Genomic DNA, 21,068 nt, shown 5'->3' with positions numbered 1-21,068 from the left:
GCGCAGGAGCCATGGCCGCAGCCACGGTGCACCGCGCATCACCCTCCGTGATGCCGTTGGCAGTTCCAGGCCGGTCTCCGGGCTCGTGAGCGGGCAATCGGCCCTGGCCTGCGCGCCTTCCCGGGTATTCGTACCCAGTGGCCCTGCGCGGCCGCTACTCACCTACCGTTGCGGGGGCAGCGCCGGAATCGCGCCATGCTGGCGACCACCGGCTTCCCAGTTTCACCCTGCCCAGTCGGGGCTGGCAGGGCACCTGAAACACGCCGCGAAGGTTAGAGGGTTGCACTGGGAGCGTCAATCGAACGGGGCCTTTTACTTCGGCAGAACTGGCCAGGGTCAATGGCCGATCCGCCAGCTTGTGCCACACTGAGCGCAGTGATATCACATAGCCATCACTTTGCACTGAACGCGATCACAACGATAACAGGAGTGCGTAGCATGCAAGGCCAGATCATCAACAACCCGCACCTGGAGTTTCTGCAACCGGTACTGGAGCGCTGGGTAGACTGCATCGACCGCTTCAACCAGTTCAATGGTGATGCCGAGGCCCCCTACTGGCACGGCACCGCCGCCAACATCGGCATACTCGCCGCAGCCGCCTGGCAGGCCGAACTGGCAGCACTGCCGCAGTTTGCCAGCAAGAAGCAACGTGACGAGGGCGAGCAGGAGAGGCGCTGCGACCTGTCGATCTGCAGCGCCGACGAGGCGCTTTACCTGAGCGTGAGCCAGCGCTGGCCAAAAATCGCCCAGCTGGACATGGAAGCAGCCCTGCAGGAAACCGCCACCCTCGCCCGCCAGGTGGCCTACCCCAGCCAGCTGAAGGCCGGTGCACTGTTCGTCACACCCTGGAAGGCAGGCCAGCATGCCAGCCCGGAAGAGCTGCAAGACTTGGTCGATGACCTGCAGAAGCACACAGCCTGTGCCATTGCCTGGTACTTCCCTTATGCCTATCGCAAGCTGCACAACGAGCTGGGCCAGTATTTCCCTGGGGTGGCACTGCTGCTGAAGCAGGCCTGAGTTTAACGGCGGATCAGCGCCAGCACCGCATCGGTCACCTCACGCGTGGTGGCCTTGCCGCCCAGGTCCGGCGTGTGCAGGCCGCTTTCGGTCACTGCTTCGATGGCCGCCATCAACTCACGCGCAGCGGCGGCCTCGCCCAGGTGCTCAAGCATCATTACCGCGGTCCAGAAAGTCGCGACCGGGTTGGCCACGCCCTTGCCGGTGATGTCGAAGGCCGAGCCGTGGATCGGTTCGAACATCGACGGGAATTCGCGGTTCGGGTTGAGGTTGGCAGTGGGCGCGATGCCCAGGCTGCCAGACAGCGCAGCGGCCAGGTCCGAGAGGATGTCGGCATGCAGGTTGGTCGCTACCACCACATCCAGCTGTTCGGGCTTGAGCACCATGGTGGTGGTCACGGCATCCACCAGTTCACGGTTGGTGCGCACGTCCGGGTAATCCTGGGCCACCTCCGCGAACACCTCATCCCACAGCACCATGCCGTGGCGCTGGGCGTTGGATTTGGTCACCAGGGTAAGGTGCTTCGCCGGGCGGGTGCGGGCCAGTTCGAAGGCGAAGCGGTGGATGCGTTCCACGCCCACGCGGGTGAAGGTCGAAACCTCGGTTGCCACTTCGATCGGCAGGCCCTGATGCACCCGGCCACCGCTGCCGGAATATTCGCCTTCGGAGTTCTCGCGCACGATCACCCAGTCGATAGCCTTGCCCTTGGCCAGCGGGCTGGTCACGCCAGGCAGCACGCGCGCCGGGCGCACGTTGGCGTACTGGTCAAAGCCCTGGCAGATCGGCAGGCGCAAGCCCCACAGAGAGACATGGTCGGGTACTTCCTGGCTGCCAACGGCGCCGAAGAAGATGGCGTCGAAGGCCTTGAGCGACTCCAGGCCACCCTCGGGAATGTACTGGCCCTCACGCTGGTAGCGTTCCGAGCCCCAGTCGAAGTGCTCGAAATCGATGCCAAAGGTACCGCGCCTGGCAGCCAGGGCCCGCAGCACTTCCACACCCGCCGCAATCACTTCGACGCCGATGCCGTCACCCGGGATGGCGGCGATCTTGTAGTTGTTCATGTCTCGACTCCCATGCTTATGGTGGCCCGCCAGGCTTGTGCCAACGGGGATGGGGCGAGTATATGTAGTGAAATCAGGGCAGCAGTTAACCCTGGATTACCTCTTAAGTAACCATGGGTTAATGATGAATCCGACACAGGACCTGGGCTTCTTCCACCTGCTGGCCAAGCAAGGCAGCCTGGCCGCCACGGCGCGTGAGCTGGGCGTGACACCACCGGCGGTGAGCAAGCGCCTGGCTGCGCTGGAAGCGCGCCTGGGCATCCGCCTGGTCAACCGCACCACCCGCTCCATGAGCCTGACCGCCGAGGGCGAGCTGTACTTCGCCCATGCTGCGCGGATCCTCGCCCAGGTGGATGAAGTGGAGCAACTGATCGGCCAGCACCGCGCCGAACCCAAGGGGCTGATCCGAGTCAACGCGTCATTGGGCTTTGGCCGCCGCTACATTGGCCCGGCACTGGCTGATTTCTATGCCCGCCATCCGGACATCGAGGTGCAACTGGAGATCAGCGACCATCCGCTGGACCTGGCCAGTCATGGCTTCGATCTGGGCATCCGTTTCGGCAGTTTGCCGGATGCGTCCTTCCACGCCCGCAAGATCGCCTCCAACCGCCGATTGCTGTGTGCCTCACCGCTGTATCTGGAAAAACACGGCACGCCGCAGAAGCTTGCAGACTTGTCCCAGCACAACTGCATTTTCCTGCGCCAGAACGAATCGCCCTACGGCGTGTGGACTTTTACCAACGGCGGACGCACCCAGAACATCAAGGTCCGAGGCGCACTGAGCTGCAATGATGGCGAAGTGGCGCTGAACTGGGCACTGCAGGGCCACGGCATCCTCCTGCGCGCCGAGTGGGACATCGCCCGCTACGTGCGCAGCGGGCGCCTGCGCCTGTTGCTGGAAGACCAGACGCCTACCCGCGCCGATGTCTATGCCGTGTACCCACAGCAATTGCACCTTTCAGCACGGGTTCGACGCCTGATCGACTTTCTCATCGAGCGCTTCGAGCGCATCGACCACCTCGACCTGGAGGATGTCGACTAGGTCGCAATCAACCTGGGAAGAAACGCTCGACCAGGGCGGGTGTACGAAAACGCCTGCGGTAGTCCGCTTCGTTGAACTGCAACCCGGAACGCAAGTCGTACACCACCCCGTCAGCAGGCTTGACGGTTTGCTTCAGGGTCACCTTGATAAACTGGTAGTGCTCGCCCTTGACCTCCTCCAGGCCCTCGATGCGGAAGTAATGCCCTGGCAGGAACAAGCTCTCGGCCTCATCCCAGTACAGGGAAAACGCACTGACCGGCGTGGCATCACGGTATTGCCCGGCCGGCAGCTCGAACACCACCGAACTGTTATCGAAGCGCCCCGGCAAGCCGTCTGGCACTTGCCGGCTCGGCACCGAGGCGAACTCGGCAACCTTGTAGGGGTTTTCGGTAAACGAGGTGATGTCGGTATTGACCAGCACATCACCCACCCGCAAATGACCGGCCCTGTAAGCGTCTCCGCCGGTGCCACGGGAATGGTTGCCACCTCGGTACAGCGTCACCTGGTTATTCTTGGGCAGCAGTCCCAGACTGTCGGCCAGGTCGGCGATGTATGTGTCTTCATCACCGTATTTGTACGTACCCCAACGGAAAACGTCATTCACTTGTGACTCATCGCTGGTGTAGTACTCGATCAGGGTATTGAAGTACTGGCTGCCATAGCGGTAGGAATAGTAACGCTTGCCGCCGACCATCACGCAGTCCAGGCCCAGCGCATCGAGGTCGGGGACCCGGCCGCGCGGCAACTCAGCCACTGGCCAGCTCGCCAGCAGGGCTTTTTGCCTGCGCAATGCCCTGGCCGCCAGTCGCCCAAGCCGCGCGCCCTCACTGACCGTATAGACGTCCCAGAAAGATGACCGGGTAATGGGCAGGCCCTCCTCCTCCGGCGCCATACCGCCGTGCAACCGTGGCGGTGCCAGTAGCTCCCACTCGCCGACCTCGTTCAAGCGCAACGGCTGCAACGCAGCGAAGGCGAACGGATTGTCTGCGGGCACCACCAGCCAGACCGCCAGTTCGTGGCTGTAGCGCACGCGATAGCTCAGGCCATTGAGCGTGATCCAGCAGCGACCGTCCTGATCGACACGTATGCCACGCAAACGCCCGCTCTGCGTCAGCTCGCCGTCGAGCACGGCATTGCTCTCCTGCCCCTCTACCGCCACGCTGGCTGACTCCACCGGCTGCCAGTCATCGAGACTGACGCTGACCTCGTGAGGCGGGGTTTCGTAAGCCAACGAGGCATGCATCGAGGCGAAGCCGATGTCCACCATGTTGAAGGTCGCATAGATGCTTTCGATCATCGCCGAACGCAACGCCTGCTTGCGTTGCTGCTCATCGGTGGCGTGCAGCGCCGCATCCACATCCAGCCCGACCTTGGCGACAGTGGCCCCGAGCAGCATGAGTGACATCGGCCAGCCCAGCGGCGCAAGGCCGCCAAAGACGTTCAGGAAAGCCGAGAGGTAGCCGCTACACATGGCCTTGCGCAGTCCCGCGTTGTCTTGCAGCAGCTGCCCGTTGCGGCGCATTTCTGCGGCAGCCTGATCGCACAGCCAAGCAAAAAGATCGCTGCCGAGCGAGCGCTTGAACAGCGACAACGCAATCAACCCGGCCTCATCGTCACGGCTATTGGCGATGCCTTGCAGGTGCACCCTGATCAGCTGGTTGACCGACCTGTCGCGAGGGTTATTGTGGGCCGCCATGACGAACGCTTGCAACGCGCCCTCGGCCTGCAACTGGGTACGCAGCCAGGAGGCCATCGCCTGCGCCGAATCGAAACCCCGCAATGCCTCGGCCGCCCAAGGCAAATAGGCGATCACCCGGCCATCAGCCGCCTGCATCGTTAGCAGGCAGCCCCTGTCTCCCTCACCGAAGGTATAACGGCTGACGGCCAAGCTGTTGTCAGTGGATTGGCTTTGCAGCATGGCAAGCGAAGGCATGGCCACGTTGGCCAGCTCCGGGGCCACCAGCCTGCGCAGACGCTGGGCGTCTTGTGCCGTAATACGCTTGTCGAGCAAGGCCGCGGTCACTTGCCCCAGCAGGTTGATCTTGGACAACGTACGAAAATGGCTAGCGTTGCTCGACCAGAAGCGCTCAACCGATTCGCGATACAGCACCGCCAGGTCCAGGGCCCACAGATCCTTCTGCACCTCGCTGCCCAACATCGGTACTTCATTGCGTTCATTGTAGGTAGAGGCGTGGGGCCCTTGCAGGTAGAAGCCTCCGCGCTGGTCGAGCTCATCGGCTGCATCCTGGTAGTACAGGTCGAAACGCTCGATCAGCAACTCGGTCATCACCATCGACTTCTGCGGTGGACCGCTGTGCTGCCAGCCCGTGAAGCTGCGCGCACTGCTGTGTTCGTGGTTGAACTGGTGCCACCAGACCAACCGTGGGTTCATCCATTTGCCGGTGTGCGTGTGCAGGAGCTGCGCGGCATGGTGATGTGCCAGCTCATACAAGTCAGGGAAGTCCGTGAGGATCTGGTCCACCAGGCGCACCAGCGGGCGCGCCTCATCCAGGCTATCCAGGCTGCGGTTCATTCGTTCATCAAGGGTATTCATGGCCCACTCCAAAGCGTTGCTATCGCAGGCGCATACTGGCGACCTCGCGGCAACGTGGAGTGGTAGATGTATGCCCCAGGCGGGGGCGGCGCAAAATCAGCGGTTCTGCGCGAGGTTCCCTTGCGGGATGACCCGCTTGGCCTGCAGGTAGGCTTTGGACCAATAGCTGTTGGAGAGGTAATCCAGGCGTACCGTACCGCCCGTGCGGGGCGCATGCACGAAGCGCCCTTCTCCTACATAGATGCCGGCATGGCTAACCTGCGAACCACCACCGGTGGCAAAGAACACCAGGTCACCCGACTGCAATGAGTTGATGTCCACGGTGGGTGCGCGCATGACGATCATCTCGCGCGTCGAGCGCGGCAGGCTGATACCCGCCGCATCGCGGTACACATAGCCGATCAAGCCGCTGCAATCGAAGCCGGAGTCCGGTGTGTTGCCACCCCAACGATACGGAGTGCCAACCAGACCGATCGCGCGGATCAGCACGTCGTCGGCGAGCGGCGAGCCTTCTGGCTGGTTGTAGGTGAACTGTGGCTGCACCACAGGAGCCGGCGCCGGGGCACGACTGGAGCAGGCGGCAAGCAATGCCACCAGGGAAAGGAATGCGAAGCGCGCCATCATCGCCATGGCCAGAACTTCCTGTCTGAGACCGAACGGCCGCAGCCGAAAAGAGTTGAGAATTTAGATTAGACGCTTTCTGTAAATGCGCACGGCGGCGAGCTTTTCAGCTACGCCGCCGCGGCAGGATATATCATTTTGATATCAGTTGCGCGCGATATTGGTAGTCGGCGCCATGGCCAAGGCACGCTTGGCTTCGATGAAGGTCTTGCTCCAGTAGCGGTCACCGAGGCTGTCGATGCGCACACCACCGCTGCGGCGGCTGCTGGAGTGGATGAACTGGTTGTCACCCAGGTAGATGCCAGCATGGCTGACACGGCCACGGCCATTGGTGCTGAAGAACAGCAGGTCGCCTGGCTTGAGCTTGTTGCGAGCCACCTTCGGCGCATCGACGTTGATCATTTCGCGGGTCGAGCGCGGCAGGTTCATGCCGGCCTCTTCGCGGAACAGGTAGCCGATGAAACCGCTGCAGTCGAAACCGGAGGCTTCCGAGGTACCGCCGAAGCGGTAGCGGGTGCCGATCAGCGCCATGCCGCGCTCAAGGATGCTGTCTGCCAGCACCGGGAGCTGATACGGCTTGCTGCTGGAGAAGGCCTCCAGGTCATCTTCAGTGGCCTGTTCTTCTTCGCCGAAAACGGACGAAGGCGAAGCCTTGGCCTTGTTGACCGATTGCGAGGCAATCGGGGTGTGATCCTGGGGCTGGGAATCCGGGCCGTGGGCCGCGCAGCCAATAAGCAGGGTCACGAGTGCGAGGGGCACGAGGGGTGCGAAGCGCTTCAGCATGGGCACGACCGTGTCTGTAATCCTTTAGAAGGGTGAAACTATGCCCTCTATCATGGCCATTTGCAAATTTTATCGAAAAAGATGTGACTTTTTCGTTTTTCGCCTCAGAGCCCAGTGTTTACGGGCGTTACCAGCCGAGGGTTTCCTTCAGGAAGGGGATGGTCAGCTTGCGCTGGGCCTGCAGGGAGGCCTGGTCGAGGCGTTCGAGCAGGTCGAACAGCGCGCTCATGCTGCGCGTCCCGCGCGTAAGGATGAAATGGCCGACTTCGTCGGTCAGGTGCAGACCACGGCGTGAGGCGCGCAGTTGCAGGGCGCGCAGCTTGTCTTCATCGGACAGGCCACGCATCTGGAAGACCAGGGCCAGGGTCAACCGTGATTTGAGGTCAGGCAGCTTGATCGGCAGCTCGCGAGGTGAAGCGGAAGCCGCCAGCAGCAGGCGGCGGCCGCTGTCGCGCAGGCGGTTGAACAGGTGGAACATCGCCTCTTCCCAATCCGCCTTGCCGGCGATCACGTGCAGGTCATCGATGCACACCAGCTCGTACTGGGCCAGGTAATCGAGCAGTTCCACGCCGCGCTCGAGCAATTGCGCCAGTGGCAGGTATACCGCCGGTTCGCCGCGTTGCTGCAAGCGATGGGTGGCGGCCTGCAGCAGGTGGCTGCGGCCAACGCCCTGCTTGCCCCACAGGTAGATGAGGCTCTCGGTCCAGCCGGCGTCGGCTTCGCACAGCCGCTCGACATAGCCCAACGCCGCGGCATTGGCGCCCGGATAGTAGTTGATGAAGGTGGCGTCATCGCGCAGGCGCACACCCAGGGGCAACTGGATCGGTGGTTTCATGCTCGCGGGCGGTCGGCAGGACCGCAGGGGGCCTTTGGTGAACAATGTGCAAAGTCTATACCCGCATTGCAGGGCGCACAATCATGCAGGCGGATAGCACAAAGAAAATCAACGAGTTGCGCCACTTTGGGGCGACGCAACCCGGCACCCAGGTCACAAATCCGGGTCGACATCCCCGGCATACATGTCCGATTCCTTGTACAGGTCATGCACATGCCGCAGCAGCACCATGATCACCGCCGCCACCGGCAACGCCAGCAACACCCCGGTGAAGCCGAACAGTTCGCCACCGGCGAGGATGGCGAAGATCACCGCCACCGGGTGCAGGCCGATGCGGTCACCGACCAGCAACGGGGTCAGCACCATGCCCTCCAGCGCCTGCCCGACCATGAACACGGCGACGATGCCGAGCATCGGATACAGGTCACCGCCAAACTGGAAGAGCCCGGCCACCAACGCAGCACCGATGCCAATGATGAAGCCCATGTAAGGCACGATGGCCGCCAGCCCCGCAAGCATGCCGATCAGCAGGCCCAGTTCGAGCCCGACCAGCATCAGGCCGGCAGAGTAGATGACGCCAAGCGCAAGCATCACCATCAACTGCCCGCGAACGAACGCACCCAGTACTTCATGGCATTCGCCCGCCAGGCTCACCACCTGGGGCTCGCGCTGGCGCGGCAACAGGCCCCTCAGCTTGGCCATCATCAGGTCCCAGTCGCGCAACAGATAGAAGCCCACCACCGGGATCAGCACCATGTTGGCCAACCAGGCGATCAGTGCCAGGCTCGACGCGGTGGCGTGGGACAGCAACATGCCGACGATGTCGGTGGTCTGGCCCATGTGTGCGCCAATGGCAGCCTTGATCTTGTCGAACTTCCAGAACCCGTCGGCCAGGCCCAGGCGCCCCTGCACCCACGGCAGCGCCACATGCTCGAGCCAGTCGAGCATCTGCGGCGCCAGCTCGTACAGGCGCAGCAACTGTTTGGCCAGCAGCGGCACCAACACCAGCAGCAAGGCCATCAGCACCAGCGTGAAAAGGCCGAACACCACCACCACACCCCAGGTACGCGACAGGCCCATGCGCTCCAGGCGGTCGACCAGCGGGTCGGCCAGGTAGGCCAGCAGGATGCCTACCAGGAAGGGTGTGAGAATGTTGTGCAGGCTATAAAGAAGCACGGCGATCAGCAGCGCAGCACCCCAACCGATCCAGCGACGCATGTCAGTCATCGATCGCGCCCCTTACCAATGAAATCGCAGGCCGTCGAACGGTTTGGCGGCGACAGGTGCGGGCGTGCCTGGCTGGCCAGCTGCTGCACCCGGGGGCGCAGCAGGTGTGACCGGGGTCGGCGGTGCCTGCTCGGGTGGCACTTCCTGCAATTTGGCCAGGCCCAGCTGGGCACGCAACTGCTCGCGGTTGCCGGTGACCGCATAGGTCAAGGTTGCCCCTTCGGCCAGTTGCAGGCGCGGGCCATAAGGCTCGAGTACACGGCTCAGCTCTGCATAGCGCTGCAGGTTCATGCCTTGCACCTGCAACTGCAGCAGGCTGCTGGCACCGGCCTTGATCACATAGCGCGGCGCCAGGCGGCTGCTGACCGCCAGCATGACAGCGTCTGCCAAGGCCGCCTGGTCAGCGGCCTCAACGTTGCCCTGCTCGCGCTGGTCGCCCTGCCACAGCTGCCATTTACCTTGCCACTTGCCATCGGCTTCATGGGCGTGCACGGCCAACATGGCATCGGCGCCGTAGCGTTCCGAGGCTTGCCGCAAGGGCGCCGGGTCAGTGCCTTCGAGTTGCTTGGCATTGGCTACCAGTTGCTCCTGCAGATCGGCCAGCGGCAGGCGCAGCGGCAGGCCACGGTGCTGGGCCGCTCGGCGCAGCGGCTGGGCGCTGGCCTGGCCGTCACCGACCAGGTTGCTGCCTTCGGCGCTGTCGTTGAGCCACCAGCCGAGGATGGAGGGCCGGTTACTGCCCCACAGCGCCAGGCCGGCCTTGCGCAAGGCACGTTCGGTACTGCCGGGGTCGAACTCGACCAGCACCGACTCCGGTGGCCCGGCCTCGGTGCCGACCTGGTTGATGACCTGTTGCGGGTCCTTGCGCAAGTCGGCCAGCGCCGGGTTCTGCGCCGCCTTGGGGTCGCCGGTCAGGCGCAGCACCAAGGTATCGAAGGCCTTGACTGTGGCTGCGGAGCGGGCTTCGGCGCCCTGCCCTTCGAGCGGCTCGCGCACCTGGTACAGGCCGGAGACATTTTCAGCCAGGGCGGTGGCTGAGATCAGGGCCAGGCAACTGGCTGCCAGAATGTTGGATAAACGCATGGAGGATTCCTGTCCACTTGCCGCAATGCCTATACCTTATACACGGGGGCACCAGGTAACCAGTCGCGAGGGGTGAAAGATTGATTGCCGGGGAGATGTGCTGGGTCTGACAGGTGTTCGCCGCAACAGGTTCAGCGCCGGTGAGCTCGAGCGCCGCCCGCGCGGCACATCGCGGATAAACCGCTCCTGCGTCTGTTTCGGGCCAGTTCCTCCTGTGACGTCACCGCGCTCGATCTACCAGGCGATACACCTCTGGCGGCAGACATCTCAACTTTTTACCCATTTCATGCCCTGCCCGTCGGCCTGAGGATGGCCGCTGCACGGCAACCCTGATAAAATCGCGCGCCTTCACAGACCACTGACGTTTCAGGCAGCCGCCGCTTCATAGCCGGCCTTGGCCGTCATGGTCGTTTTTACGAATCCCTCCCTCTTAAAGGCCTGGATCAATGAGCAAGCAACCCTCCCTGAGCTACAAGGACGCCGGTGTAGACATCGACGCCGGCGAAGCACTGGTCGAACGCATCAAGGGCGTGGCAAAACGCACCGCACGCCCTGAAGTCATGGGTGGCCTGGGCGGCTTCGGCGCCCTCTGCGAGATCCCGGCCGGCTACAAGCAGCCGGTGCTGGTCTCTGGCACCGACGGCGTCGGCACCAAGCTGCGCCTGGCACTGAACCTGAACAAGCACGACAGCATCGGCCAGGACCTGGTCGCCATGTGCGTCAATGACTTGGTGGTCTGCGGCGCCGAGCCGTTGTTCTTCCTCGACTACTACGCCACCGGCAAGCTGAACGTCGACGTGGCCGCCACCGTGGTCACCGGCATCGGCGCCGGCTGTGAACTGGCTGGCTGCTCCCTGGTCGGCGGCGAAACCGCCGAAATGCCAGGCATGTACGAAGGCGAAGACTACGACCTGGCCGGCTTCTGCGTCGGCGTGGTGGAAAAGGCCGAGATCATCGACGGTTCCAAGGTTGCCACCGGCGACGCGCTGATCGCCCTGCCATCCTCCGGCCCGCACTCCAACGGCTACTCGCTGATCCGCAAGATCCTCGAAGTGTCCGCCACCGATATCGAGAACACCCAGCTCGACGGCAAGCCGCTGACCGAGCTGCTGATGGCGCCGACCCGCATCTACGTCAAGCCACTGCTGCAGCTGATCAAGAACACTGGCGCCGTCAAGGCCATGGCCCACATCACCGGTGGCGGCCTGCTGGACAACATCCCGCGCGTACTGCCGAAGAACGCCCAGGCCGTGGTTGACGTGGCCAGCTGGCAGCGCCCGGCAGTGTTCGACTTCCTGCAGGAAAAAGGCAACGTCGACGAGCACGAAATGCACCGCGTCCTGAACTGCGGCGTCGGCATGGTCATCTGCGTGGCCCAGGATCAGGTGGAAGCGGCCCTGAACGAACTGCGCGCCGCCGGTGAGCAGCCGTGGGTCATCGGCCACATCGCCGAAGCCGCCGAAGGCGCCGCCCAGGTCGAGCTGCAGAACCTCAAGGCACACTGATGCCGAGCAAGCCCTGCAATGTAGTGGTACTGCTGTCGGGTTCCGGCAGCAACCTGCAAGCCTTGATCGACAGTTGCCGCGCGCAGGACAGCCAGGTGCGCATCGCCGCGGTGGTTTCCAACCGCGCCGATGCCTATGGCCTGCAACGGGCCCAGGCGGTCGGTATCGACACCGTGGTGCTCGACCACACCCAGTTCGACGGCCGCGAAGCCTTCGATGCCGCGCTGATGGCGCGCATCGACGGCTTTACCCCGGACCTGGTGGTGCTGGCCGGCTTCATGCGCATCCTCAGTGGCGACTTCGTGCGCCACTATCAGGGCCGCCTGCTCAACATCCACCCGTCGCTGCTGCCCCGCTACAAGGGCCTGCATACCCACCGGCGGGCACTGGAGGCCGGCGATGCCGAGCATGGCTGCAGCGTACACTTCGTCACCGAGGAACTCGATGGCGGGCCTCTGGTCGTACAGGCTGTGGTTCCGGTGCTGTCTGATGACACGGTGGAAAGCCTGGCCCAAAGGGTCCACCATCAGGAACACCAGATCTACCCGCTGGCGGTGCACTGGTTTGCCCAAGGGCGCTTGCGCCTGGGTGAGCAGGGTGCCTTACTGGATGACCAACCGCTGCCGGCCAGTGGTCACCTGATCCGACCCTAGGAGAATTTATGCGTCGTGCCCTGCTATTGGCTCTCGCCGTGCTCGCCCTGCCCCTCCAGGCAGCTGATCTGAAGCCGTTCTCGGCCAGCTACACCGCCGACTGGAAGCAACTGCCCATGAGCGGCACCGCCGAGCGCAGCCTGGTCAAGAATGCCAACGGTACCTGGGACCTTAATTTCAAGGCCTCCATGATGATCGCCAGCCTGACCGAGAACAGCACCCTGCGCCTGGACAACGACACCCTGCTGCCGCAGAAGTACCACTTCGAGCGCGGCGGCCTGGGCAAGGCCAAGACCGTCGACCTGACCTTCGACTGGAACGCCAAGAAGATCACCGGCACCGACCGCAAGGACCCCATCAACCTGCCGCTCAACCGCGGCGTGCTGGACAAGTCGTCCTACCAGCTGGCCCTGCAGCACGATGTGGCCGCTGGCAAGAAGAGCATGACCTACCAGGTGGTCGATGGTGACGAGATCGATGCCTATGACTTCCGCGTACTCGGTACCGAAAAAGTCACCACCAAGACCGGCCAGGTCGACGCGGTAAAGGTCGAGCGCGTGCGCGACCCGAGCCAGAGCAAGCGCATCACCGAGCTGTGGTTCGCCAAGGATTGGGATTACCTGCTGGTACAACTGCGCCAGGTCGAGACTGATGGCAAGGAGTACGTGATCGTGCTGCAGGATGGCACGGTCGACGGCAAGACGGTGAAGGGTAACTGATCCGCTACAGCCCGCAGCATCCGGAGCCCCGCCCTGCGCGGGGCTTCTTTTTGCCCGGCCTTCATGAAACTTGTTTCATGCCTGTTTTATTTACTTAGCCTGCTAACAAACTCTATAAAGGGGTTGTGCGACACAGTGTCGCAGCCAACTCAAGCAGTGGAGTTTAACGATGACAGTCCAAGTAACCGAACGCGACGAATCGAAAATGTCCCACGAAGGCCTGGCCGCTGGTGTGCGGATCTGGGATGTGCATCAACAAGGCCAACTGGTCGGTATGTTCCACCATGAACATGAAGCCCACCAGTACCGGGCGGAGCTCGAAGAGCTGGAAAACCAGCGCACTACTCAATGAAGTAGGCCATGACACCGTCTTTCAATAAAAAACCCCGCTTCGGCGGGGTTTTTCGTGTTTACCACATCAGATCGTCCGGGATCTTGTAGGCCGCGTACGGATCGTCTTCGTCCGCCTCCTCGACATGGGTATTGAGTAGCAGGATGCGGTTCGGGTCGCGCTCCTGGATCTTCACCGCCGCCTCGCGCGGGATCACTTCGTAGCCACCGGCATGCGACACGATGGCCAGCGCGCCGTTGCTCAGGCGGGTGCGCATCAGGGCGTTGACGGCAATGCGCTTGACCTTCTTGTCGTCGACGAAGTTGTAGTAGTCCTCGGTGGTCAGCTTGGGCAAGCGGGTGGCTTCGATCAACTGCTTGATCTGCGCCAGGCGGGCCTTCTGCTCGGCCTTTTCCTGCTGCTGGCGATTCAGCTCCTGGTCACGCTTGGCCTTCTCGGCCATGGCTTCCTTGGCCATGCGCTGCTGGCTGTCGTCGATTTCGACCTGGCCTTTGTGCTCCATGCGCTTCTGTTTCTTTTCAGCTTTGTTGGTCTGCGAGACCTGTTTCTGGTTGACCAGACCGGCTTTGAGCAATTGGTCGCGAAGGGAAAGGCTCATGAATGTTCACTCACTTATGCATCAGCTCAGCCGCAGCTGGGCAGGTTCTTTTCCTGACGCTTGGCTTCACCCCAAAGGGCGTCCAGCTCGTCAAGGTTACATTGTTCAATCGGCCGACCGCTGTCGCGCAATGCCTGTTCGATGAAGCGGAAACGCCGCTCGAACTTGCGGTTGGCGCGGCGCAGGGCGTTTTCCGGGTCTTGCTTGAGGTGGCGGGCAAGGTTCACGGCGGCAAACAGCAGGTCACCGACTTCATCCTCGAGGGCATCGGCGTCGTTGTCGGCCATGGCCTGCAACACTTCATCGAGCTCCTCGCGCACCTTGTCCAGCACAGGCAGTGCCGCTGGCCAGTCGAAACCGACGGTAGCCGCGCGCTTTTGCAGTTTGGCCGCCCGCGACAGCGCCGGCAATGCCGTCGGTACGTCATCGAGCAGCGACAGTTGCTCAGGGGTGCTTTTCTCGGCGCGCTCCTCGGCCTTGATCTCCTCCCAGCGTGACTTGACCTGGGCCTCGTTCAGGCTGGGGGTGTCCAGCGGCGCGTACAGCTCGCCAGTCGGGAATACGTGGGGATGACGGCGGATCAGCTTGCGGGTGATGCTGTCGACCACGCCATCGAACTCGAACCGCCCTTCTTCCCGGGCCAGCTGGCTGTAGTAGACCACCTGGAACAACAGGTCGCCCAGCTCACCCTGCAGGTGCTCGAAATCGCCGCGCTCGATGGTGTCGGCGACTTCGTAGGCCTCTTCGATGGTGTGCTGCACAATGCTCGCGTAGTTCTGCTTCAGGTCCCACGGGCAGCCGTACTGCGGGTCGCGCAGGCGGGCCATGAGGTGCAGCAGGTCTTCGAGGGTGTAGGTCATTTAAGCAGGTCCTTCGGGGGTGCCTTCATCGCGAATAAATCCGCCTACAGGCGCCATTCCTGTAGGAGCGGATTCATCCGCGATGCAGGCGCCGCAGTCTCAAGGGGTACGATTACGCCGTGTCTCGATAATGTTCGGCAACTGCGAAATTCTGCCCAGGAGGCGCCCCAGCGCATCCAGGCCCGGAATCTCGATGGTCAGCGACATCAGCGCGGTGTTGTCTTCCTTGTTCGAGCGGGTATTGACCGCCAGCACGTTGATCTTCTCGTTCAGCAACACCTGCGACACGTCGCGCAGCAACCCTGGGCGGTCGTAGGCGCGGATGACGATGTCGACCGGGTAGGTCTGCACCGGGATCGGCCCCCAGCTTACCTGGATCATCCGCTCCGGCTCGCGCCCGGCCAGCTGCAGCGCCGAGGCGCAGTCCTGGCGGTGGATGCTGACGCCGCGGCCCTGGGTGATGTAACCGACGATGGCATCGCCCGGCAGCGGCTGGCAGCAGCCGGCCATCTGCGTAAGCAGGTTGCCAACGCCCTGGATCTGGATATCGCCACGCTTGCCGGTACGCGGGCCGGTAGGCTTGCGCGGCGTCAGCTCGATCTGCTCGATGCGCTCGGGCTCGAGCAGCTGCTGGGCGGCGTTGACCAGGTGCGCCAGGCGCAGGTCACCGGCACCGAGCGAGGCGAACATGTCTTCGGCGGTCTTGACGTTGGTCTTTTCGGCCAGGCGTTCGAAGTCCACCTGCGGCAGGCCCAGGCGGCTGAGCTCGCGCTCGAGCAAGGTCTTGCCGGCAGCGACGTTCTGGTCACGCGCCTGCAGCTTGAACCAGTGGACGATCTTGGCCCGCGCCCGCGAGGTGGTGACGTAGCCCAGGTTGGAGTTCAGCCAGTCACGGCTCGGGTTGCCGTGCTTGCTGGTGATGATCTCCACCTGCTCGCCGGTCTGCAGGCTGTAGTTGAGCGGCACGATGCGCCCGTTGATCTTGGCGCCACGGCAGTTGTGACCGATCTCGGTGTGCACGCGGTAGGCGAAGTCCAGCGGCGTGGCACCCTTGGGCAGGTCGATGGCGTGGCCATCCGGGGTGAACACGTAGACCCGGTCGGGCTCGATATCGACCCGCAGCTGCTCGGCCAGGCCACCGATGTCGCCCAGCTCTTCATGCCATTCGAGCACCTGGCGCAGCCAGGAGATCTTCTCTTCGTAGTGGTTGGAACTCGGCTTGACGTCGGTGCCCTTGTAGCGCCAGTGGGCGCAGACGCCGAGCTCGGCTTCCTCGTGCATGCCGTGGGTACGGATCTGCACTTCCAGCACCTTGCCCTCGGGGCCGATCACCGCAGTGTGCAGCGAGCGATAGCCGTTTTCCTTGGGGTTGGCGATGTAGTCGTCGAATTCCTTGGGGATGTGCCGCCACAGGGTGTGCACGATACCCAGCGCGGTATAGCAGTCGCGCACCTCCGGAACCAGCACGCGCACCGCACGCACATCGTAGATCTGGCTGAATTCCAGGCCTTTGCGCTGCATCTTGCGCCAGATCGAATAGATGTGTTTCGCCCGGCCGCTGATGTCGGCCTTGACCCCGGTGGCCAGCAGCTCGTTCTGCAACTGGTTCATCACATCACTGATGAAGCGCTCGCGGTCCAGCCGACGCTCGTGCAACAGCTTGGCGATCTGCTTGTACTGGTCGGGCTCCAGGTAGCGGAAGGACAGGTCCTCCAGCTCCCATTTGATGTGGCCGATGCCCAGCCGGTGGGCCAGTGGCGCATAGATGTCGAACACCTCGCGCGCCACGCGCAGGCGTTTTTCGTCATCGGCGGACTTCACCGCCCGGATCGCGCAGGTCCGCTCGGCCAGCTTGATCAGCGCCACGCGCACGTCGTCGACCATGGCCACGAGCATCTTGCGCAGGTTCTCGACCTGCGCCTGCGAGCCCAGCACCAGCGACTGCCGTGGGCTGAGGCTGGCGCTGATGGCGGCCATGCGCAGCACGCCGTCGATCAGCTTGGACACTACCGGGCCAAAGCGCTGGCCGACTTCGGCCAGGGTTACCTTGCCTTCACGTACCGAGCGATAGATCACCGCCGCAACCAACGAGTCCTGGTCCAGCTTGAGGTCGGCGAGGATTTCGGCGATTTCCAGGCCGGCCTGATAACTGGACGTACCATCGGCCCACGAATGCTTGGCCGGATTGCCCTTCTTTTCGATTTCCTGGGTGAACTCGCAAGCATCTTTCAGCGCCACGCGATCCAGAGCCGAATCGACGCTCACCACATGATCCAGCCATGCTTCGAGATTGATACTGCCGTCTGTGTTGACCGGCTGGTGCACTCTCACCTGTACCATCTTTGTTTTACCTTTCCATACAGCGCACCACACGGGTGCACTGGCTATCACCGTACGGCTTCGCTTCCGTGGAAGCCGCACCAAGGGGCCAGTTCGCTAGCCCGCTTCGAATAACGCCATGGCTTCGACATGCGCCGTCTGAGGAAACATGTCGAGAATCCCGGCCCTTTTTAACCGGTACCCCTGGCCGACCAGCACCTGGGCGTCTCGCGCCAGCGTGGCCGGGTTGCACGATACATACACCAAGCGCTTGGCGTTGAGACGGGCGATGCCTTGCACCACCTCGTATGCACCGTCGCGCGGTGGATCCAAGAGTACCGCAGAAAAGCCTTCGGCGGCCCATCCGGCACCTGCCAAAGGCTGCGATAAATCGGCCTGAAAAAACGCGGCGTTATGCACATCGTTGTTCCGGGCATTGGCCGCGGCCCGATCGACCATGGCCTGTACACCTTCCACCGCCACCACTTCACGTGCCTGGCGCGCCAGCGGCAGGGCGAAGTTGCCGAGGCCGCAGAACAGGTCCAGCACACGCTCGTCAGCTTGCGGTGCGAGCCAGGCCAGGGCCTGCTCGATCATCGCCGTGTTGACCTGGGCATTGACCTGGACGAAATCGCCCGGGCGCCAGGCCAGTTCCAGCTGCCAAGGCTCCAGGGCAAAACCCAGTTTCGCCTCGGCGTCCACGGGTGCCGGCTCACCTTCACCCTGCAGCCAGAGCTGCGCCTTGGCCACGTCACAGAACGCCTGCAAGCGTGCCAGGTCGTCCGCTGGCAACGGTGCCACATGGCGCACCAGCACGGCTTCGGCGGTACCGCTGAACAACTCCACATGGCCGATCGCCTGTGGCTTGCCCAGCGAGCGCAACACGCTCGGCAAGTGGCGAAGAATAGATTGCAAAGGCTGTACCAGCACGGCGCAATCATCAATCGAGACAATTTCCTGACTGGCCTCGGCACGGAAGCCGACATCCAGCTGCTTTGCCTTCACGTCCCAGCGCACCGCCACCCGCGCCCGGCGCCGGTAGCCGAATTCCGGCCCGCTCAGGGGTGCGGCCCATTCTTCGGGCTGCACGCCGGCCACCCGTTGCAGCTGCTCCGCCAGGGTACGCTGCTTAAGCGCCAGCTGGGCTTCGTGGGGCAGGTGTTGCAGGTTGCAGCCGCCGCAACGCTCGTAGTGACGGCAAGGTGCCTGACGGCGCTCGGGGCTGGCTTGCAGCACGCGCTCCAGGCGCGCCTCCACGACCTTGCCGCGGGCATTGAGCACCCGCGCCTCGACCGTTTCACCGGCCAGGGCGCCACTGACGAACCAGGTGCGCCCTTCAAGGAAGGCGATGCCGCGGCCGTCACCGGCCAGGCGCTCGATATCCAGGCGCTGCTTCTTGCCCACGGGGACCTGGGGCGTGCGGTTGCCGCCGGCCGGCTGGAAGCGCAGGCCGCTGTTGCTTTTTTTCTTGGACATTTAGCTCGGGTCGAACAGGCCGGTGGACAGGTAACGGTCGCCGCGGTCACAGATGATCGCGACCATCACGGCGTTTTCCACTTCGCGGGACAGGCGCAGCATGGCTGCCACCGCACCACCGGAAGACACGCCGCAGAAAATGCCCTCTTCGCGCGCGAGGCGGCGAGTGGTGTCCTCGGCCTCCTGCTGGGACATGTCCATCACGCGGTCGACGCGGGTGGCATCGAAGATCTTTGGCAGGTACTCCTCGGGCCAGCGGCGGATACCCGGGATGGCCGAGCCTTCCATCGGCTGCAGGCCGACGATCTGCACGTTGGGGTTCTGTTCCTTGAGGTACTGCGAGCACCCCATGATGGTACCGGTGGTACCCATGGAGCTGACGAAATGGGTGATGGTGCCCTGGGTCTGCTGCCAGATCTCCGGGCCGGTGCTGGTGTAATGGGCGATCGGGTTATCACCGTTGGCGAACTGGTCAAGGACCAGGCCGCGGCCTTCGGCCTGCAACTTCTCGGCGAGGTCGCGGGCGCCTTCCATGCCCTCTTCCTTGGTCACCAGGATCAGCTCGGCGCCATAGGCAGTCATGGCTGCCTTGCGTTCGGCGGTGGAGTTGTCGGGCATGATCAGGATCATCTTGTAACCCTTGATCGCCGCCGCCATCGCCAGGGCGATGCCGGTATTGCCGGAGGTGGCTTCGATCAGGGTGTCGCCTGGCTTGATCTGGCCGCGCAGTTCGGCGCGTGTGATCATCGACAGTGCCGGGCGGTCCTTCACCGAGCCGGCAGGATTGTTACCTTCGAGCTTGAGCAGGAGGGTATTGCTGGTTTCGCCAGCGATGCGCTGCAGGCGAACCAGGGGCGTATTGCCGACGCAATCGGCGATGGTTGGGTACTGCAAGGTCATGGCGTATTTCACAATCCGGACGGCAGGGGTGCCTATCATACCGGCAAACCCTTCCCGGCCATATCACGCAATCTGTGGTCGCTATAGCCACAAGCTATAAGGCTGTCGCCTGCTTCGCGGGTACATGAAGCGGCAGCCGCATGCACAGCCTGAGCCCTGCCTTGCCATTCTCCGCCCACAAGGTCCCACCCTGGCGCTGAATGGCACTGCGGGCAATGCTCAACCCCAGGCCAAAACCGCCATCCCCGGGCCGCGAACCATCGAGCCGGGAAAACGGCGCGAAGATGCGCTCCAGATCCTCATCGGCCACACCCCCGCCTTCATCTTCCAGCCACAGATGCCAATACCCACCTTCGCGCTGCCCGCCCAACCGCACCAGGCCGTGTTCCGGCGAATGGCGGATGGCATTGCGCAGCATGTTCTCCAGGGCCTGGGCCAGGTGATTGAGGTTACCCTGCACCCAGCAATTGCCCGGCAGCTGGCAGCGCAAGCGCGCGGGTGACCAGCCGCTTTCGTAGCTGGCGTCTTCGGCCAGCAGGTCCCACAGCGCCTGAACCTGAATCGGCTCAAGGTTCATCGGCGCGCGTTCGGCATCCTGCCAGGCCAGTTGCAACGTGTTCTCGACCAGCTGCTGCATGCCGTCCACTTCACGCCCAAGTCGCTCCCGCAGGCGCGCAAGGTCAGTCTCGCCATCACAGGCCACGCGCAGGCGGCTGAGTGGGGTGCGCATTTCGTGTGACAGGTCGCGCAGCAGTTGCTGCTGCATCACCACGGTACCTTGCAGGCGCTCGGCCATCTGATCGAAAGCCCGGGCCAGTTCGCCCAACTCGTCGTGGCGGGCCGTGGTACGTGTATCCAGGCGTGCCGAAAGCTGGTCGGCACGCCAGGCATTGGCCTGCTCGCGCAGCTGGTTGAGCGGTACGATCAGCATGCGGTACAGGCCGACACACAGCAGCAAGGTGAACAGGCCGGGGATGATGCCATTGGTGACGATTTGCCAGAACACCCGGTACTGGCCAGGGTTGAAGCGCTGCGGCAACTCGATCACCAGCATGCCCTGCTGCGGCGCACCGGGGAACGGAATGCGCAACCAAGGCTGGTCGACGCTGCGCCGGCTCATCGGCCAGTCGACACCTCGCAGGCGAGTGAGCCGCTGCATGATCGCAGGGCCGAGCATGGCACTGTCCAGTGGCCGCAGATTCAGGTCGAGCACACCGATCCAGCCATGCTCACGCTGTTGCATCATCGCCACCCAGCGGTCCAGCCCTTCCCGCCCGCCTGTGCGCCAGGCCTTTTCGGCGTCGCTGGCATAGTCGCGCAGCACCTGGCGGGCCGGCGGGTCGAGAAAGGCGTTGCGGGTTTCCATATGGCGGCCCCAGGTGTAGCTGAGGCCGATCATCAACAGGCAGAAACCCACCAGCAGGATGGCCAGCTTCCAGAACAGCGAATGGCGATCGAGCATG

19 protein-coding genes and 1 riboswitch are annotated in these 21,068 nt (G+C 63.3%); of the genes, 6 read left to right on the top strand and 13 right to left on the bottom strand.

The genetic code is table 11. The features are described 5' to 3' along the window. Positions 1 to 50: 50 nt before the first annotated feature. Positions 51 to 272: riboswitch (cobalamin riboswitch) on the bottom strand. A gap of 166 nt (positions 273 to 438) precedes the next feature. Beyond that, complete coding sequence (locus F6X59_RS01785) at positions 439 to 1,017, top strand: hypothetical protein (RefSeq protein ID WP_152954128.1); 579 nt, start codon at positions 439 to 441, stop codon at positions 1,015 to 1,017. A gap of 2 nt (positions 1,018 to 1,019) precedes the next feature. Here F6X59_RS01785 and F6X59_RS01780 read toward each other — a convergent pair whose 3' ends face one another. Then, positions 1,020 to 2,078 (bottom strand): tartrate dehydrogenase, encoded by a 1,059-nt coding sequence (locus F6X59_RS01780; RefSeq protein WP_152954127.1) that lies wholly within the window; start codon positions 2,076 to 2,078, stop codon positions 1,020 to 1,022. Between the two features lie 124 nt (positions 2,079 to 2,202). On the opposite strand from F6X59_RS01780, the gene F6X59_RS01775 reads away from it, so the two are divergent. Then, positions 2,203 to 3,120: a LysR family transcriptional regulator gene (locus F6X59_RS01775; protein ID WP_152954126.1), complete on the top strand. Its 918-nt coding sequence runs from the start codon at positions 2,203 to 2,205 to the stop codon at positions 3,118 to 3,120. A 7-nt stretch (positions 3,121 to 3,127) separates the two neighbouring features. Here the strand turns inward: F6X59_RS01775 and F6X59_RS01770 are convergent, their stop codons facing one another. From F6X59_RS01770 to F6X59_RS01745, 6 genes are all read right to left on the bottom strand, one after another. After that, entirely contained in the window at positions 3,128 to 5,674 is a 2,547-nt protein-coding gene (locus F6X59_RS01770) for a dermonecrotic toxin domain-containing protein (protein ID WP_152954125.1), read from the bottom strand. A 96-nt stretch (positions 5,675 to 5,770) separates the two neighbouring features. Then, positions 5,771 to 6,304 carry a C40 family peptidase gene (locus F6X59_RS01765; RefSeq protein WP_152954124.1) on the bottom strand — a complete coding sequence of 178 codons (534 nt, stop codon included), beginning with the start codon at positions 6,302 to 6,304 and terminating at the stop codon, positions 5,771 to 5,773. Between the two features lie 135 nt (positions 6,305 to 6,439). Then, entirely contained in the window at positions 6,440 to 7,078 is a 639-nt protein-coding gene (locus F6X59_RS01760; protein ID WP_152954123.1) for a C40 family peptidase, read from the bottom strand. A 127-nt stretch (positions 7,079 to 7,205) separates the two neighbouring features. Beyond that, a complete protein-coding gene (hda, locus tag F6X59_RS01755; RefSeq protein ID WP_152954122.1) occupies positions 7,206 to 7,913 on the bottom strand; it encodes a DnaA regulatory inactivator Hda in 708 nt (235 codons plus the stop codon). Positions 7,914 to 8,066: 153 nt separating this feature from the next. Next, positions 8,067 to 9,140, bottom strand: coding sequence for an AI-2E family transporter (locus F6X59_RS01750; RefSeq protein ID WP_152954121.1), 1,074 nt, complete (start codon positions 9,138 to 9,140; stop codon positions 8,067 to 8,069). A 12-nt stretch (positions 9,141 to 9,152) separates the two neighbouring features. After that, positions 9,153 to 10,223: a DUF2066 domain-containing protein gene (locus F6X59_RS01745; protein ID WP_152954120.1), complete on the bottom strand. Its 1,071-nt coding sequence runs from the start codon at positions 10,221 to 10,223 to the stop codon at positions 9,153 to 9,155. A gap of 446 nt (positions 10,224 to 10,669) precedes the next feature. On the opposite strand from F6X59_RS01745, the gene purM reads away from it, so the two are divergent. The 4 genes from purM (at position 10,670) to F6X59_RS01725 (ending at position 13,452) form a co-directional block, all read left to right on the top strand. Next, a complete protein-coding gene (gene purM, locus F6X59_RS01740) occupies positions 10,670 to 11,728 on the top strand; it encodes a phosphoribosylformylglycinamidine cyclo-ligase (RefSeq protein ID WP_152954119.1) in 1,059 nt (352 codons plus the stop codon). Next, on the top strand, positions 11,728 to 12,381 hold the full coding sequence (gene purN, locus F6X59_RS01735) for a phosphoribosylglycinamide formyltransferase (protein ID WP_152954118.1): 654 nt from the start codon (positions 11,728 to 11,730) through the stop codon (positions 12,379 to 12,381). Before purM ends, purN begins: the two co-directional genes overlap by 1 nt. An 8-nt stretch (positions 12,382 to 12,389) precedes the next feature. Next, positions 12,390 to 13,100, top strand: a complete 711-nt coding sequence (locus F6X59_RS01730; protein WP_152954117.1) for a DUF3108 domain-containing protein — start codon at positions 12,390 to 12,392, stop codon at positions 13,098 to 13,100. Positions 13,101 to 13,269: 169 nt separating this feature from the next. After that, a complete protein-coding gene (locus tag F6X59_RS01725; RefSeq protein ID WP_152954116.1) occupies positions 13,270 to 13,452 on the top strand; it encodes a hypothetical protein in 183 nt (60 codons plus the stop codon). A gap of 58 nt (positions 13,453 to 13,510) precedes the next feature. On the opposite strand, the gene F6X59_RS01720 is transcribed toward F6X59_RS01725, so the two are convergent. From F6X59_RS01720 to F6X59_RS01695, 6 genes are all read right to left on the bottom strand, one after another. Continuing rightward, entirely contained in the window at positions 13,511 to 14,050 is a 540-nt protein-coding gene (locus tag F6X59_RS01720; protein ID WP_152954115.1) for a DUF2058 domain-containing protein, read from the bottom strand. A gap of 26 nt (positions 14,051 to 14,076) precedes the next feature. Then, a complete protein-coding gene (mazG, locus tag F6X59_RS01715) occupies positions 14,077 to 14,910 on the bottom strand; it encodes a nucleoside triphosphate pyrophosphohydrolase (protein ID WP_152954114.1) in 834 nt (277 codons plus the stop codon). A 99-nt stretch (positions 14,911 to 15,009) separates the two neighbouring features. Beyond that, positions 15,010 to 17,250, bottom strand: a complete 2,241-nt coding sequence (relA, locus tag F6X59_RS01710; protein ID WP_152954113.1) for a GTP diphosphokinase — start codon at positions 17,248 to 17,250, stop codon at positions 15,010 to 15,012. Positions 17,251 to 17,346: 96 nt separating this feature from the next. Then, complete coding sequence (gene rlmD, locus F6X59_RS01705) at positions 17,347 to 18,705, bottom strand: 23S rRNA (uracil(1939)-C(5))-methyltransferase RlmD (protein WP_152954112.1); 1,359 nt, start codon at positions 18,703 to 18,705, stop codon at positions 17,347 to 17,349. Continuing rightward, on the bottom strand, positions 18,706 to 19,605 hold the full coding sequence (gene cysM, locus F6X59_RS01700; protein WP_103449500.1) for a cysteine synthase CysM: 900 nt from the start codon (positions 19,603 to 19,605) through the stop codon (positions 18,706 to 18,708). Positions 19,606 to 19,699: 94 nt separating this feature from the next. Further along, a complete protein-coding gene (locus F6X59_RS01695; RefSeq protein WP_152954111.1) occupies positions 19,700 to 21,067 on the bottom strand; it encodes a sensor histidine kinase in 1,368 nt (455 codons plus the stop codon). Between the last annotated feature and the right edge of the window lies 1 nt (position 21,068).

Source organism: Pseudomonas sp. MN1F (genome assembly GCF_009391885.1).
Taxonomy (GTDB): domain Bacteria; phylum Pseudomonadota; class Gammaproteobacteria; order Pseudomonadales; family Pseudomonadaceae; genus Aquipseudomonas.
This window is presented reverse-complemented; position numbering and strand designations above follow the sequence as displayed.

Coding starts and splice junctions, on each gene's coding strand:
- F6X59_RS01750 (WP_152954121.1), bottom strand. CDS start 9,140: ATGACTGACATGCGTCGCTGGATCGGTTGGGGTGCTGCGCTGCTGATC.
- F6X59_RS01725 (WP_152954116.1), top strand. CDS start 13,270: ATGACAGTCCAAGTAACCGAACGCGACGAATCGAAAATGTCCCACGAA.
- F6X59_RS01745 (WP_152954120.1), bottom strand. CDS start 10,223: ATGCGTTTATCCAACATTCTGGCAGCCAGTTGCCTGGCCCTGATCTCA.
- rlmD (WP_152954112.1), bottom strand. CDS start 18,705: ATGTCCAAGAAAAAAAGCAACAGCGGCCTGCGCTTCCAGCCGGCCGGC.
- hda (WP_152954122.1), bottom strand. CDS start 7,913: ATGAAACCACCGATCCAGTTGCCCCTGGGTGTGCGCCTGCGCGATGAC.
- F6X59_RS01760 (WP_152954123.1), bottom strand. CDS start 7,078: ATGCTGAAGCGCTTCGCACCCCTCGTGCCCCTCGCACTCGTGACCCTG.
- F6X59_RS01730 (WP_152954117.1), top strand. CDS start 12,390: ATGCGTCGTGCCCTGCTATTGGCTCTCGCCGTGCTCGCCCTGCCCCTC.
- F6X59_RS01785 (WP_152954128.1), top strand. CDS start 439: ATGCAAGGCCAGATCATCAACAACCCGCACCTGGAGTTTCTGCAACCG.
- F6X59_RS01770 (WP_152954125.1), bottom strand. CDS start 5,674: ATGAATACCCTTGATGAACGAATGAACCGCAGCCTGGATAGCCTGGAT.
- purN (WP_152954118.1), top strand. CDS start 11,728: ATGCCGAGCAAGCCCTGCAATGTAGTGGTACTGCTGTCGGGTTCCGGC.
- mazG (WP_152954114.1), bottom strand. CDS start 14,910: ATGACCTACACCCTCGAAGACCTGCTGCACCTCATGGCCCGCCTGCGC.
- F6X59_RS01775 (WP_152954126.1), top strand. CDS start 2,203: ATGAATCCGACACAGGACCTGGGCTTCTTCCACCTGCTGGCCAAGCAA.
- cysM (WP_103449500.1), bottom strand. CDS start 19,605: ATGACCTTGCAGTACCCAACCATCGCCGATTGCGTCGGCAATACGCCC.
- F6X59_RS01720 (WP_152954115.1), bottom strand. CDS start 14,050: ATGAGCCTTTCCCTTCGCGACCAATTGCTCAAAGCCGGTCTGGTCAAC.
- F6X59_RS01765 (WP_152954124.1), bottom strand. CDS start 6,304: ATGGCGATGATGGCGCGCTTCGCATTCCTTTCCCTGGTGGCATTGCTT.
- relA (WP_152954113.1), bottom strand. CDS start 17,250: ATGGTACAGGTGAGAGTGCACCAGCCGGTCAACACAGACGGCAGTATC.
- F6X59_RS01780 (WP_152954127.1), bottom strand. CDS start 2,078: ATGAACAACTACAAGATCGCCGCCATCCCGGGTGACGGCATCGGCGTC.
- F6X59_RS01695 (WP_152954111.1), bottom strand. CDS start 21,067: ATGCTCGATCGCCATTCGCTGTTCTGGAAGCTGGCCATCCTGCTGGTG.
- purM (WP_152954119.1), top strand. CDS start 10,670: ATGAGCAAGCAACCCTCCCTGAGCTACAAGGACGCCGGTGTAGACATC.